The sequence below is a fragment of the Pseudoalteromonas luteoviolacea genome (assembly GCF_018100925.1).
GTDB classification, from domain to species: domain Bacteria; phylum Pseudomonadota; class Gammaproteobacteria; order Enterobacterales; family Alteromonadaceae; genus Pseudoalteromonas; species Pseudoalteromonas obscura.
Window position 1 is genome coordinate 443,290 of record NZ_JAGJEH010000005.1, and the last position, 13,898, is coordinate 457,187.

A 13,898-nucleotide genomic window follows, 5' to 3' on the forward strand; every position below is an offset into this window, starting at 1 on the left:
GTTGTTTTCAACACTTAAAAAATGCGTCATGCCATCTGATGTTCAAAGTATAAGTGCTTGATAAAAATAGAGTAGAGATGCTATGTTGCAACTTTATGTCGCAAGGAGGGATCATGAGTACTCAAACTTTAAAAGCGCTGTGTAACCTTGTTATTGATAAAGATTTTCAGGCGTTAACCAGCCGCTGCGAGCAAAACTCAGTACTTGAACTGTTCTCATTAGATGAAAATCGTAAGTCAGCTGTGTTAGCCTGGTTGCTAGATCCTATGGCGGGCCACCAACAGGGGGATTATTTTTTAAGAGCTTTGCTAAATCATGTATACAGCTGCGCCAGTGATGAGCAGCTTGAGCTATTCCCCTCAGCTTTTGAACTTGCCTCAAGCTCATTTTGCCAAACAAAAGTGATGACAGAACTACAAGCCAATAGCGCGCGTATTGATCTCGCATTGCTGGACCCTAATCAGGAGCTATTGATAATCATCGAGCGAAAAGATGGCTCGAAGCTTCATAACGATCAACTTAAAAAATATGCCAACTGGGCAGAGAAAAACTACTCAGGTTGGAAAAAGGTATATATTTTATCTGATAGCCACTTTCAACATCATGGTGCGCAATATGATAAACGTTATGTGAAAGTTGACGACACATGGCTACAGGATGCGTTAAGAGATTTGTTTGACAGGGCATTACTTACATCTAAACACGAGCATCAGCTCAAAGACTTGTATCATTATGTATTTGGTACTTGGTCAGAAAAAACAGATCCCTATTATCAAGGTCGCAGCAAGTTATTAAAACAGGTGTCGGCAGGTCACTGTGAGCTTATCCGTCAACTTGAGTCTGAGTTTATTAAGGTTGGCACGCGGCGCTGCGCTTTGATCACTGTAACACCAGCAATGTTTTTTGGAAAAATACTCCCCGCCAAACAGAAGTATGACGATGATACCCTTCAAAAGGCACTTATTGTGCAAAAGCATCACAACGTGTTTGAGCAGCTTCATGGCCTCAATGAGTTTGATTTATTTAACGAATGGATAAAAAAGACGTTTCCTAATTTTGTTACTGAGATCTATTCAGACTCGGTGATTTGCATGCTTAAAAAACACCGCCCCGCAAGTGGGTATTGGCCATATTATCTTGATTTTGAGCGTAAAAAATCAGATGACAATGAAATTTACTACACCCTCACAATCCATGTGTGTAGAAAAGGCCTAAAGAGCCACCATGAACTAGCGGAGCAAGTTGCTGAATCTTATGAGATGAAACGACAGAGCAACTGGCGATTTAGACACCTGAGTTTAATCGAACGATTTGATAGTCTTGATTTTAATGAGCAAAGTGATGTATTTCTTGCTGTGGTTGAGCTTGAAAAACGCCTAACACCTTACAATGTGTTGGAAAACCAGTAAGGTTCAAGGTAATCAAAAACAATGAACAAGGTTTAATAAATGGCAGAGTGCGCAACTAGTTGCCTGTATGCCAACATAGTAATAAGGCACATCTCACCGTCTTTTTGTTAATCAGTAAAGCTCATTAGTTGTATATTTTCACTATTGTTTAAATTGAATTTGGCATGGCTTCAGCTTCAATATATTGGTTTCGCTTTGGGCTATATATTTTATGTAAAAGGACCTGATTTAGCGCGTGTTTAGTGGCTGTTTTACAGTGCTCAAGTGGACGATAAAGACGCTTATTATTTGCAGAGTCCGAACTTGTTATTTGTGACTGAGAACATTTCAAGTTATATCATGACTTGTACACCAACACTTTGATGATTCTAACTGAGGCTGCTTTATAACATTAAATTCATGCACTTACCCAATATCTCATTGGTAATTGAAGATTTTTTCACACCCAGCAGATTAAAATCTTAACACTATTTTTTCATAGGATAATTTTTAGGTGATCTACAATGGATATAAAATGGATACCGTTTAAATAACTTGATCACTTACTTATAAGGAAATTGTATGGTTAGTAGATTTATGAGACATGACGCAGTCAGGCGCAGGTTAGTAATAAATAAATTGATGGTCGAAATGCAAAACAATTTAAGGAGCACCAGAAAAAGTAACAACTTAACGCAAAAGCAACTTGGGGATAAACTCAACGTTGACCAAGCGACGATCAGTAATTTTGAAACCGGTAAAACCTATATGACCATGGAGCTGGTGTACGAGATGTATTTAATATTTGGCGATGAGTTTTGTTTACCGAATATCCAGTATTTTGAAAGGAAGTAAATACACGATATTACATCGAGAAATTGCGTGGCAAAGATATGCAGTGACGAGGCTTACCTGTATTCCATTCTCAACCACGCAAAGCAACTAAAAATGTCAGTACAGGATCGTTATCAGAAAGTATCCTGAGCAACTCGTTGGTGAAAAACGGCTGGGCAAAAATGGCAAACTGCTTTTTTAACTGCAATATGTTCCAGACTCACTTCAGTTGTGGACAGGTAAGGTCGAGGAGTGACAGGCGTTTTAGACCTTACGGTGATTGCAAGGGAAAACGCCTAATGAGGGGCTTGTTTCAAAAATGGAGCTCTAGCTTTTGCTTGTGAGCAAGAGGCAGGAGGCCCAAAACTTAAAACTGAATGCGCTTTAGCTCACCATCGTTATATTCATATGCAAATGGTGATACGTTGTAAGATAGGTTTGGATACTCAGAATAAGCGAGCATCGCAATTTGATAAAGTGCAGTCTCATCATTTAGTGGTACAACCAACACGTTGCTTCTATTGGGGAAAACTAGTCCGACCGGGCCTTCGAATGTCGCTTTGACCTGTTGCTTAAAATAATTTGAGAAAACAGCGCTGGCTTCGTAGGTCTCGTCAGCAATAAACATATGTATGTTACTGCTGCCTTCTGTTTGTTCAATTCTTTGGAATTTTGCACCTAGTTCAGTGAGGTGTGTATCTAAGTTAGACTTCGCAATCTCTTTGAGTTGCTCAACAGGTAGCTTAAATTCATCCATCTTCTCTTTACTGACATACTGAATGCTTGCAGGTGTATCTATTGCTAATAGCAGAACGAGCTCATTGTTAATTTTTTCGTAATAAAATGGGAAAGGGACCTTTTTATCACTTGATTGGTTTATTTTAGCCGTTATATGTTCGATATAAGAGATTGGCTTAATAACGGGCCTTAATTGGCTAACTTGTAACTTTGACTTTTCTGATAACTGGCGAGCACTTTTAGTCGAATCTATATAATCTGCAAATATATCTTCAAGTGTGTCTTTTTCTTCTGAGTATCTTAAATAAGCGTTTACGAGATTTGTTGAAAAAGTCGCGCCTGTTGAGTACGTAACTTCAATAGATAAATTATCAGTAACCTTAAATTGTGCATCCTTGAAGTGCTTTTTTACCTCTTTCAAATAAGCTTTTGTGAACGCCTGCTCAGAAAGCAATGCCTCCGAACTTGGTGATGATACAGCGTAAAACGAAGACGATAACCCTACTGCCAAAGAGAGAAATAGCGCTTTTTTCATTAATTAAATCCTTAGTCGAAATTTTTCAATATAATAACTGCATTTGCTTTCTGTGTCTTTAGTGTTTGTTTTTATTATATATTTAATAATTCGCGCATCATGCGTGGCTGCAATGTTATGGTACTTCGAGATTTAACTAAGCCGACACTGTGATGTGATTATAAAAATTATGGATTTGGGAAGCCGCTCCAAAAAAAGGTACGTCGAGGATGAAAATTGCCCAAAAGAGAGTGGGCTTGATAGCGCCGTTTATCCGTTAGCGTCAAATTAGCTAGCTGCTGTATGCTGCATAAAAAAGCGCCGACATAGGACGACGCTGTTTAAATGTATTAATCGATACTTAAATAATGATTAGCAAGGGTACTTACCACACATTAAAGGACCTTTGTTTGTTGCGCGATAGGTGCGCGTTGCTTCTGATGAATAACCATCATTGTCTGTTACACGAACACGAATATTGTAAGTGCGATCTTGTGAGGAAGTTTTCCACACACTGCTGCTTGATTGTTTTACACCATCGATCCACAGTTCTTTTGAAACAATGGTACCGTCTTCATCTCGACCGCTAGCCCAAAAACTAACATCCCAAAACTCGTGGTGGTTTACGCCAACATAAGCAGTTGGCGTGTTGTCACATACTTCCTCTTTGACATCTTCTTTATGACTGAATGGAATGCTTGCAGAGCATTTCACAACGAATGATTCATTCAAAGGCTGCCCGCCATATGAACTGGTCGTTACGTATGCGATACCTGATAGGATGGCACTTGAGTTTGGTGTAGGGTCAAAGTATTGCTGCAATGACTTAGAACCTTGCTTTCTGACAATGCGCTTATTTTCCCAGGTGGTATACCAAAATGTTCCTGTACATTGTGCAGTACCACTGTAGATATTTTTTTGAGATGTGGTTTCCATGCGACAATTAACTTTATCTGCCATTGCAGAGAAAGAACCTGCGCCTAGAGTCAGCCCAAAGAGAGTTGTCATAATGGTTGTTTTTAGTTTTTTGTTATTCACATTATTTCCTTTGTGTTTAAAAAATCAAAATAAAAATAACATATTTTCAATAATGTAATCAATGTGTATTTTTGTGTTGTTTTTTGTTACTCAATTGGCTGGTTTACTTTTTTATGTGTTCAGTATTGGAGAAAAGGGTCACGTCACGGGCTTGTTTGAAGAAATGAGTGATGTAAAAGCACTGAGATATATCTTATTTAGGGGGAGTGCGCGCTACTGAATACACTACATCAAAAAATAAAGGCGATTAAACTATTTATAGGGGGCCGTTGCTGTATTGGATGAGTTATGAGGTGTTGCGTCTACTTAAGGATTCACTCTTAAATTTTTTGTTAACTTTTGCCATTATCTACAAATGGTAAATAGCCACGACGACGATAATGAATATGCAATAATCGGATATAAATCTCCTTGCCAGAGGGCACTATATTCGTAATTCTATGGAGTAAATTTAAAGACCTGTAACCGCATATCAATAGGTAAAATTCAGTTTAAAGTGTGCTTATCGATGATTTTTATTGAGGGGGTCTAGGGCTAAATAGTCGATTTAAGCCCATGTCTTTCGGATAATTGAATTCAAGGTTTCATAACGAACGGGTAGCTGTCTATTTTTCTGGCGAACCAAATATAAACTTTCCATCACAGGTTGTTGAGGTTTGAGGACCTTTATGAGGTTTGGGCTATGAAAGCTATCCACGGCACTTTTAGGCAAGACCGTGAATCCAATTCCGTGAGCGAGCGGCTCTAAGATTTGGCTAATTTGATTAATTGAACCTACGACAGGGATTTTGCTGATATCAAGCTGCTTTAACGCTTGTTCTTGACATTGCCCGAAGTACAACGATAAATAATGCTCGGCATCTGGATGAGAAATTAACCCTAGATCTAACAATAGCTGCTTCCAGTTTTTATTAACGTCAGTCTTGTGCGGTAATATCAAACAAAGCTCTTCTTGACCAAGCTCCTCAAAATCAAAAAAACTTTCTTTTGGTATATCTGTCACAATTCCTTGGTCAACATGCCCTCTCTTGATATCACTCAAAATTTGATGATTGGGTGCAGCTTTAATATTGATGTAAATATCTGGATATTTATTTTGAAGTTTTAATAACTTTGGGTAAAGCAACAATGATACTGAGCCTGAACATGCTAAAGAATATTGTCCAGAAAAAGGGTCGTCAAAGCTTAGCTGCTCAAAGAGAGACTTTTCACCTCTGAGCAATTTTTTAGTGTAGTTGTAGACGAGTTGACCTTGCTCGGTAATGACAAATGATCTCTTCTCTCTTTTGATCAAGGTATGCCCGCACGCTTCTTCGAGTTTATTGATGTGCTGACTAACTCCGGGCTGAGTCATATACAGTTTTTCTGCCGTTTGCGTAAAGTGCCCGGTATCCACAAGCGTAATGAAAGTTTCTAACCAGATTGGGTTTAGCATAAACACCTTCAATAATTTTAAATTATCATTTTAATAATATTTGATAATTTTATCTAATCAAAGGCTTTTCATATCATTTGCTCAACAATTAGATCATAGGTTAAAGAGATATCCAGGGGTAAATGATGAAAATGAATCACGTTGGTATCATGGTTGGCGATATGGGCAAAGCGGTTGAGTTTTACACTAAAGCGCTAGGTCTTAGAGTTGTAATGAACAACACGAAAGTAACAGAAGAACGAGAGTCTGCCATTGGTCGCATGTGTATTGCAGTATTTGGCGAAGGATTTAAGGGTTTTAATATTGCGCACCTAGTAACGAGTGATGGTATCGGTGTTGAGCTTTTTGAAATGGTGGACCGTGATGCACGTCACGTTGTTGATTTCTCTCGCTTGGGGATCTTCCATTTCTGTTTACAGCTACCAAAAGAGCAGTTTGATAATGCAATCAGCCGTGTTGAAGAATATGGCGGTAAAGTACGAATGGATATCATGCGCTATCATCCAGAAGATGAGTTAAAACAAGCGCAAATGGTTTATCTAGAAGACCCTTTTGGCAATCTATTTGAATTCTATTCACATTCTTATGAAGATACGTATGCGTCAGAGTATGAGTAAGAAGAGTGGGTAGAAGGAAGTGGGGTAGAGGGGTTTAATTGAGTACGAAAAATGACTTGTGAAAGCATTTATATATCAATTTATATTTTTTGAAATTTCAAAAGTGTATTCAAAGAAGATAAATCAAGCATCATTGTCAATGATTGCTCCGCATGGAACAAGTCATAGCCAGAGTAAGTCGATACAGTCGTTGCGATTTAATAATATAACAATAATGATTTTTCATTTTTTATATTTGTAAAAAGGATTTTGTATATGGCAGCTTAAATCATTTAGAATTTTTTTACTTGTTGTGTTTAATAGTTATAGCGTGTAGAGCCATCATAAAATAGAGCTGTTACAGTATAGAGTTGTCACTAACCTTAATAAATATATTTAGTAAGGTTGAGTGACTTTTTTTGTTAATTTATGCCGTTTTACTATTGGCTAATAATCACGGGTCTATAAAGCATTCTAGTTGAATAGTAACAGAGTTACCTGAAAATTTTACTGAGCCGCAGCCGTGTTTTAAATGTGGAAGATGCAAGCTAAAATCCTCTAGGTATCACGTATCGTTTGACTTATGTAGAGAACTTAAGGTTTATGAGTCAGTAGAGGTATTTAATATCGTATTCATTCTTTCCTCTATATGATTTATAAATTCACTCTTGCTTATAAATTTGAATTTAATTAGCTCATTTCTATTTTTTATATTCGAAATCACAATTTCTTTAAAGTCTTCTGGAAGGGTAAAGGTCCCATCAGTGCTTTTCGATATGTCGATATGTCTTATAATATACAACATGCCTCTTTTTAAATTTTCTTTTTCATATTTTCTATTTGTGAGCTGAGTAATCATTTTATTGAAGTGTGATGTAATTACAAATAATGAGTTTTTAGCTATTGCAGAGTCTCGCTTGTAACTTTCACGAATTAATGATCCTACAGCTTTGTGGAAACCCGCTCGAATATGAAAATTAAAATTTATAGTAAGATCTTTGTTATTTTTCTTTGTTCTTCCTTCATATATTCTTTTATTTACTAATGTTCTTAAGAAGACTTCTGCGGTTGTATCTCTACTTTCGAAACGGCCTCCTCTTAGGTAATACGAGAAGCCTCTAGAGAAGAAAAATGGTGTTAGCCTATAAAATCCTTTGTATGCTTTATTTTGCAAGCCTTTTGAGTGGAAAAGGCTTTCAAATGAAGATTGATGAAAGTTGGTTATTTGGAAAAAAGAGTTACATACTTGATAAAGAAAGTGTTCGTGAATGGGGCTAAGGTTTTTAATCCGTATCATAGAGAAGAGCTCTAATAGCGTGTGTACTACTAAGTTGGAATACTCTCTCACTCTATAGAAGAACGACTCGATCACCTCGAATGTGGACTGCAAAGAAAGTACATCATCTTGTTTTATAGATTTGAAAATTGCAGATATTATTATACAAAACTGACTTACTTCTTTGGTAGAACGATTGCTCAGTTCTACAGAGTTCAAAGTTAAATGAAATATATAACTTAAAACCTTTACTCCGTCCTTTCTTCTTGTAATTTTTCTTGAGTTCTCACTTATGTTTTTTTTGATGTACTTAGTTACTCTCTCCAGGACATTTTTAATAAAATCCCTACTAGAATATTCCATCAAAAATACTAAGTATTCAATATCTTCTAAACCGTTAATGATTTCATCAAGCTCTTTTTCTTGTTTTTCAATTTGGTATTTTAAAATGCACAGTTTTGTTGTTACAGTTAGCTGGTTGTTTTTTAAACTTTTTAAAAGTTTAAGGTTTGAAAACTCTTCCTTATTGGCCAATATTAATGAGCTGGCAAGGTTGTATGCCCAAACATGAGGGTATCTGATAAAATAATGACTACTTTCTATATTAAATATGTGCGTGAGGAACTTGAACTTCGTAATTTCTGGTAGGACTTTTAGTGCAACTTCTTCAGTTTGATTTTCAATTTTTCCTAGGGGGCAAAAATTTATTTTTAAAAATTCTTTATCCACTTGGTAATATGATATCTTTCTAAAAAGCAGCATTAGTCTAGCTTGTTCTTCTGAACTTGTAATGACTCCAACCTTTTCGAAGATATATCTCACAATTACATGGAAAATGTCAATATTATCAATAGTATCAAAATTCCCTCGGTGGATGTTTTTAGACAAAATTTCAATTAGTGCGGGAGGGAAGTGCTCAATTTTTTCATATTTATAATCATGAGTTGAGTCAATAATGTTTGATTTCCATATTTTATGCCCTATTGACTTTTCCTTGTTCAGTTTATCTAGGTTATACCAGCCATCAAAAAGAGAGTAAAATTCAGATGAGCTTCCGTTTGCATTTTCTTTACTCGCCTCAAAGCCAAAGCTTGTTATTTTTTTATAATTTGAATCATATATGATGTTAGCGGTATCTGAGGTAGTGATAACCCACTTTGAATTTTTAAATACTGTTGAGTTTTTTATGAATTCAATTATGTCGCTGGTATTTGAACCCGTAAGTTCAATAACTTCTTCCAGTGAGTCGATAAAAATAATAAAATCATCATAATAGCTGTACTTTTCTTTAAAAAAGCTAAAGTTTTGTTCTAACAACTTTATCGAAGTTTTTGCTCCTTGAGATCTTATATGTTCATTGAAGTCAAAATAACATTTTGCTCTTTCTTTTATTATATCGGTGACAGTTGTCTTTCCTGAGCCAACACCTCCGAAAATCAAGAGGCAATTTTTCTGTTTTAAATATTGTGCCCTGGTGGAAATTTCACCATCTTTTTCTTTGTAATTTTTTATTAAATATTTTTTAAATTCGTTTAATGAGAGGTTTTTTGCATCACGCCTAAGTTTTTTAACTTGTTTTATTCTTTCTTTTTCTTTACTTTTTTCAGCTGAAAATGATTTCTCGTACTCATTAATGAATTTGTCAAGCCAACTTTCAGATAGTAAGAAGGAGTCAATAATATGCGGCATGGGATTGTATATTTCCTTTGACATGTCAACTCCTAATTTCAAGTGGTAGGATTTTTTCCTCTCTACTTTTCAGCAAGGAGAGAATGAAGTTTAGTGCGCTTGAAAAAGCTATAGCTGTCACCAAAAGAGGTTCCAAACCACCATCGTCTGGATTGAGCAACCAATATATGGCAATTGTTAAATTCACAATGTTTAGAATGATGCTAATAAAATTGTGCTTCTGTATTAAAAACTTCTTTGCTTGATACATTGGTCTTGGCATAAAATTTCCTTTTATTTTTTAAGAAACTTTGTAGGCTGAGAGTGGTGTCTTTGGTTTTTATTTGTTAGATAAAGCATATTCTACTTCGTAAGGCCAATCAATATAGATGTAGTTGGCTTCATTCAAGCGAGACCTTTCACCTTCAATTGCTTTGAACAACTTTGTTATATCTTCATGAGTCAGGAGCGCCTGCTCTTGCTCCTGTACTTTTATCTTTTCGACATTGGCTATCGGGTTGGGGTAACCAATATCTTTTAGGCTGATCCGTGTGGTGAATCTGAGCAAAATATTTCTATTGTTGTTATTTTAGAAATAAAGAGTTGGGGATGGTAATAATTTTCAGTTTAAATACTGTAATGTGTTGTAATATTTAGAGTAATTGATTTAAAGTAATGTGTAATAATTTATACATATTCTGCAAAAGGAAATTATATGCAACCCTCAGTGCAGGCGACATTTTTTGAGTCTGGTTCAGGCACCATAACTATTGGGTTTGGTGTGATACTCTTTATGATTTTTATCATCGGGCTCTATCTTGGAAAAAATAAAAAGCAAAGTGAGTTTGTAAACTATGTACCAACGCTTTTAACGACTGCGGGGATATTTGGTACTTTCGCCGGTATTGTAATGGGGCTGTATTATTTTGATCACACTCAAATAGACTCCAGCATTTCCAATTTATTGTTTGGCTTAAAGACTGCATTTTTTACAAGTTTGTTAGGTCTGTTACTGTCAATCATATTTAAAACCTTATTGACGACGCGTTTTGTAGATCAAGGTAGCGAAGTAGTCTCAGATGCCTCACCAGAGGCCATTTTAGCAGCGATAAAAGCGCAAACGGTTGCAACCAGCGAGCTAAAAGATGCACTAGTTGGAAATGAAGAAAGCACTTTGCTAGGCCAAATTAAAATATTGCGTTCAGATGGCAACGATAATTTTAAGCAAGCACAAGCATTGCAAAAAGAGCAATTTGAGGCACAGTCGCAAAGGCAAACAGAATTTGCCGATAAGCTTTGGATCAAACTGCAAGATTTTGCAGATACATTGTCTAAATCGGCTACAGAAGAAATTATTGCCGCTTTAAATAACGTGATTACCGACTTTAATCAAAAGCTCACCGAGCAGTTTGGCGACAGCTTTAAACAGCTTAATGAGGCAGTGTTTAAACTCGTTGAGTGGCAAGAAAACTACCGCCTTCAACTCGAAGAAATGAAAGCACAGTACAGCCATGGAGTTGAAGCCATTATTAAAACCGAAGGGTCAGTGGCAAGCATTAACGAGCACGCAAAATCAATTCCGCAGTCTATGGATAACCTCACTGAAGTCATGGAAGTCAATCAGCACCAATTGGCTGAACTAGAAAGGCATTTAGCCGCGTTTGAGCAAATGCGCGACAAAGCTGTTGAAGCAGTGCCTCAAATACAGCAACATGTTCAACAAACCGTACAGGATATTGGGGCGGCAGTAGAAGAAGCAAGCATACATTACACATCATTATTAACGCATTCTGACGAATACATTAATAAACACATAAGCTGCTCAGAAGCGCTATTAGATAAGTTTGTTAGTACTACTGAGCAAGGTATTGACGCTGTTGGCAACAAACTGATCAGTAGCTCAGAAAATATGGGTAAAGCGCTTGATCTTGCCAGTACAGAGTTTACACATTCAGCCTCCAGAACAAATGAAAGCTTGCAAACCAGCTCAGATCATTTAGCAGATGGCAGTGACAAGATGCAGCAACACATTAAAGACGCGGTTTCTGATTTAAACAACAACATGCGTGACTTAATTGAAAAAGTGGTCGTTGAAGCACGCACCATGACCACCACGTTTAAAGAGGCAAATTCGGAGCTTGCGCAAGATACCAAACAAGCAAGGGATACCTTAGTTGCAACCAATAATGAAGTCTCCGAACATATTAAACGCATTGTTGAGCAAGTAGCTCAAGAGCAAATGCAACAAACCCAGCGCACGTTTGTGGCCATTGAAGAAGCCGCGAACCAACAACTCACTAAAACACATGAAACTGTTGAAAATCAGCTCAAAATGATTGACCAGTCGATGCAAGAAGAACTCACGCGGGCACTACAGCTGATGGCTAATTCACTGGGCCAAATCTCTGGCAAATTTGCAGATGACTACCAAGTGCTAACACAGCAAATGAAGCGGGTGGTTGACCAAGGAGCGACGGTGTAATGGAGCATATTTTTGGTAAGCGCAAAGCGTCAGAAGAGGGCGGTGAGCATTGGCTGTCTATCTCAGACTTGATGGCAGGCTTAATGATGGTGTTTTTATTTATCGCCATTGTATTTATGCGCCACACCATGAAAGAAAATGAAAAAATAAAGAGTGTTGCAGTCGCTTATCAAGAAAACCAAGTCGCCATTTATGACTCGCTGATGAAAGAGTTTGAAAAAGACTTAGCAAAATGGGGCGCTGAGATCGACAAAGAAACACTGGCTTTTAATTTTCAATCACCAGATGTGTTGTTTGACGGCGGCGAAATTGACATTAAACCACGATTTGCACGCATACTAGATGACTTTTTCCCGCGATATTTAAACGTACTCAAGCCATTTCGTAGTTCAATTGATGAAGTCAGGATTGAAGGCCACACCAGTAGCGAGTGGAACAAAGATAGCACCGAAGAAGAAGCCTATTTTAAAAATATGAAGCTGTCACAAGGCAGAACTCGGGCGGTTTTAGCCTATTTATATAACTTAGTGCCAGAGGAAACGGCTTGGATAAAACGCAATATCGCGGCAGTTGGCTTTTCTTCGTCGCGTTTAATTTTGACTGAAAACGGCAAAGAAGACGCCGAGCAATCACGGCGAGTGAGCTTTAGGGCCATCACCAATGCACACATTCAGATTAAGCGCATTTTAGAGGCGCAAGAGTAATGGAAATTGAAATAGACCTCAGTGGGCTACAAGCAGCCGTAGCTAGAATGGGGGCGCCGGATAAACAGATTAAACTCGACTCAGGGCTGGGTCGATTAAATGAAATAGATAGTGGTCTTGGTAAAGGTCTGGTGTTAGGGGAAGATTTACAATTAACTGAAATTGATAACGATAATGGGATTTTATCATATAAGGGTCGGCAAGTTTTACTCTACATACCTTTGCAAACACTACCCATTGAAGACGTAATAAAAAATGGAAAGTTAAAAAGAGCTAAACGTCTACACGTCGCTGAGTGTAGAACATTGGAAGCAATGAGGAATGATGGTCGTTATGATAGTTATTTTGTGACTAATGATATTAATGGAAAATATTTAGTTAAAGGAAAAAGCAAAATAACTAAAGGAGAAGTCGAAGGAATAGCAGAATTAGGTGTATGCATGAACTGTTTAGAGGTTCTTAATTATAAGGGCTATGCTGATAAAAATTATAATGAACGAAATGAAATTTTCCAAAGCCTAAGATTACCTGAATTGTTTTCAACCTATAGTTCTTACTTCAAATACTATCCTACACAGAAGACATCAATTGGTAGTTATACGCAAGACTGGAAACAAATATCTAGTCAATATAGACAAACACAAAATTATACATGTGAGCAGTGCGGCGTTGACTTGAACCAATACAAGTGGCTTTTACATACACATCATATTAACGGGGTAAAGACAGATAACTCCAGTAATAACATGCGTGCACTGTGCTTAGATTGCCATAAAAAACAGCCAAAGCATGAATATATGCAGGTGACTCACAAAGACCAGCTTTTAATAAATCAACTCCGAAGAGAGCAACATAAATTTGACTGTAGTGAATACTCAGATGTCCTGCAATATGCAGACTCAGCATTAGAAGGGTTATTGCTAAAGTGCAGAAAACACAACTTACCCACGCCTGAGTTAGGTATTTGCATACAACTTGGCAATGAATTGGTATCGATTGACCTCGCTTGGCCGCGTAAAAAGTTTGCCGTGGTGATAGAGCACTCACAACTAGTAGCATTAAGAGCATTGGGCTGGGATGTATGGTTAGCCAGTGACGGGCTCGCCAACTTTTATGTGATGCAAAAATACATCCGTTAGGGCTCAATTTTAGGTAGCAAAAAGGGTATGATATTGCCATTAAAAACAGGTGGTTTTGGTTTTCAGCTAGCAAACAAGGTCAATTG

Annotated in this window: 12 protein-coding genes; 6 read left to right on the forward strand and 6 right to left on the reverse strand. The window is 37.2% G+C overall.

Going from position 1 to position 13,898, the window contains the following annotated elements; translation table 11 throughout:
- Positions 1–113 precede the first annotated feature (113 nt).
- The gene (locus J8M00_RS13390; RefSeq protein WP_211010854.1) at positions 114–1,409 is read left to right on the forward strand and encodes a PD-(D/E)XK nuclease family protein; all 1,296 of its coding nucleotides are present in this window, start codon (positions 114–116) and stop codon (positions 1,407–1,409) included.
- A gap of 561 nt (positions 1,410–1,970) precedes the next feature.
- Complete coding sequence (locus J8M00_RS13395) at positions 1,971–2,243, forward strand: helix-turn-helix transcriptional regulator (protein WP_247687363.1); 273 nt, start codon at positions 1,971–1,973, stop codon at positions 2,241–2,243.
- Between the two features lie 346 nt (positions 2,244–2,589).
- On the opposite strand, the gene J8M00_RS13400 is transcribed toward J8M00_RS13395, so the two are convergent.
- The 3 genes from J8M00_RS13400 to J8M00_RS13410 all read right to left on the reverse strand — a co-directional run bounded on the left by J8M00_RS13400 (position 2,590) and on the right by J8M00_RS13410 (position 5,947).
- Positions 2,590–3,495, reverse strand: coding sequence for a DUF1444 family protein (locus J8M00_RS13400; RefSeq protein ID WP_211010856.1), 906 nt, complete (start codon positions 3,493–3,495; stop codon positions 2,590–2,592).
- A gap of 351 nt (positions 3,496–3,846) precedes the next feature.
- Positions 3,847–4,512 (reverse strand): hypothetical protein, encoded by a 666-nt coding sequence (locus J8M00_RS13405; protein WP_211010858.1) that lies wholly within the window; start codon positions 4,510–4,512, stop codon positions 3,847–3,849.
- A 547-nt stretch (positions 4,513–5,059) separates the two neighbouring features.
- Positions 5,060–5,947: a LysR family transcriptional regulator gene (locus J8M00_RS13410; RefSeq protein ID WP_211010860.1), complete on the reverse strand. Its 888-nt coding sequence runs from the start codon at positions 5,945–5,947 to the stop codon at positions 5,060–5,062.
- Between the two features lie 125 nt (positions 5,948–6,072).
- On the opposite strand from J8M00_RS13410, the gene J8M00_RS13415 reads away from it, so the two are divergent.
- Complete coding sequence (locus tag J8M00_RS13415; RefSeq protein WP_211010933.1) at positions 6,073–6,564, forward strand: VOC family protein; 492 nt, start codon at positions 6,073–6,075, stop codon at positions 6,562–6,564.
- Positions 6,565–7,144: 580 nt separating this feature from the next.
- Here the strand turns inward: J8M00_RS13415 and J8M00_RS13420 are convergent.
- Genes J8M00_RS13420 through J8M00_RS13430 form a run of 3 tightly spaced genes read right to left on the reverse strand, consistent with a single transcriptional unit; the run spans position 7,145 to position 10,055 of the window.
- Positions 7,145–9,532, reverse strand: a complete 2,388-nt coding sequence (locus J8M00_RS13420; RefSeq protein WP_211010861.1) for an ATP-binding protein — start codon at positions 9,530–9,532, stop codon at positions 7,145–7,147.
- A gap of 1 nt (position 9,533) precedes the next feature.
- Complete coding sequence (locus tag J8M00_RS13425) at positions 9,534–9,770, reverse strand: hypothetical protein (RefSeq protein ID WP_211010863.1); 237 nt, start codon at positions 9,768–9,770, stop codon at positions 9,534–9,536.
- A gap of 57 nt (positions 9,771–9,827) precedes the next feature.
- Positions 9,828–10,055: a hypothetical protein gene (locus J8M00_RS13430; protein WP_211010865.1), complete on the reverse strand. Its 228-nt coding sequence runs from the start codon at positions 10,053–10,055 to the stop codon at positions 9,828–9,830.
- Positions 10,056–10,202: 147 nt separating this feature from the next.
- Here J8M00_RS13430 and J8M00_RS13435 point away from each other — a divergent pair, with 147 nt between their 5' ends.
- The 3 genes from J8M00_RS13435 to J8M00_RS13445 are packed head-to-tail and all read left to right on the forward strand — an operon-like array spanning position 10,203 to position 13,812.
- Positions 10,203–11,969, forward strand: a complete 1,767-nt coding sequence (locus tag J8M00_RS13435; RefSeq protein WP_211010867.1) for a MotA/TolQ/ExbB proton channel family protein — start codon at positions 10,203–10,205, stop codon at positions 11,967–11,969.
- Positions 11,969–12,673, forward strand: coding sequence for an OmpA family protein (locus J8M00_RS13440; protein WP_211010869.1), 705 nt, complete (start codon positions 11,969–11,971; stop codon positions 12,671–12,673). Before J8M00_RS13435 ends, J8M00_RS13440 begins: the two co-directional genes overlap by 1 nt.
- A complete protein-coding gene (locus J8M00_RS13445) occupies positions 12,673–13,812 on the forward strand; it encodes an HNH endonuclease (RefSeq protein WP_211010871.1) in 1,140 nt (379 codons plus the stop codon). The genes J8M00_RS13440 and J8M00_RS13445 overlap by 1 nt, the downstream gene beginning before the upstream one ends.
- The last annotated feature ends 86 nt before the right edge of the window (positions 13,813–13,898 follow it).

Coding starts and splice junctions, on each gene's coding strand:
- J8M00_RS13435 (WP_211010867.1), top strand. CDS start 10,203: ATGCAACCCTCAGTGCAGGCGACATTTTTTGAGTCTGGTTCAGGCACC.
- J8M00_RS13415 (WP_211010933.1), top strand. CDS start 6,073: ATGAAAATGAATCACGTTGGTATCATGGTTGGCGATATGGGCAAAGCG.
- J8M00_RS13410 (WP_211010860.1), bottom strand. CDS start 5,947: ATGCTAAACCCAATCTGGTTAGAAACTTTCATTACGCTTGTGGATACC.
- J8M00_RS13445 (WP_211010871.1), top strand. CDS start 12,673: ATGGAAATTGAAATAGACCTCAGTGGGCTACAAGCAGCCGTAGCTAGA.
- J8M00_RS13440 (WP_211010869.1), top strand. CDS start 11,969: ATGGAGCATATTTTTGGTAAGCGCAAAGCGTCAGAAGAGGGCGGTGAG.
- J8M00_RS13400 (WP_211010856.1), bottom strand. CDS start 3,495: ATGAAAAAAGCGCTATTTCTCTCTTTGGCAGTAGGGTTATCGTCTTCG.
- J8M00_RS13390 (WP_211010854.1), top strand. CDS start 114: ATGAGTACTCAAACTTTAAAAGCGCTGTGTAACCTTGTTATTGATAAA.
- J8M00_RS13420 (WP_211010861.1), bottom strand. CDS start 9,532: ATGTCAAAGGAAATATACAATCCCATGCCGCATATTATTGACTCCTTC.
- J8M00_RS13425 (WP_211010863.1), bottom strand. CDS start 9,770: ATGCCAAGACCAATGTATCAAGCAAAGAAGTTTTTAATACAGAAGCAC.
- J8M00_RS13395 (WP_247687363.1), top strand. CDS start 1,971: ATGGTTAGTAGATTTATGAGACATGACGCAGTCAGGCGCAGGTTAGTA.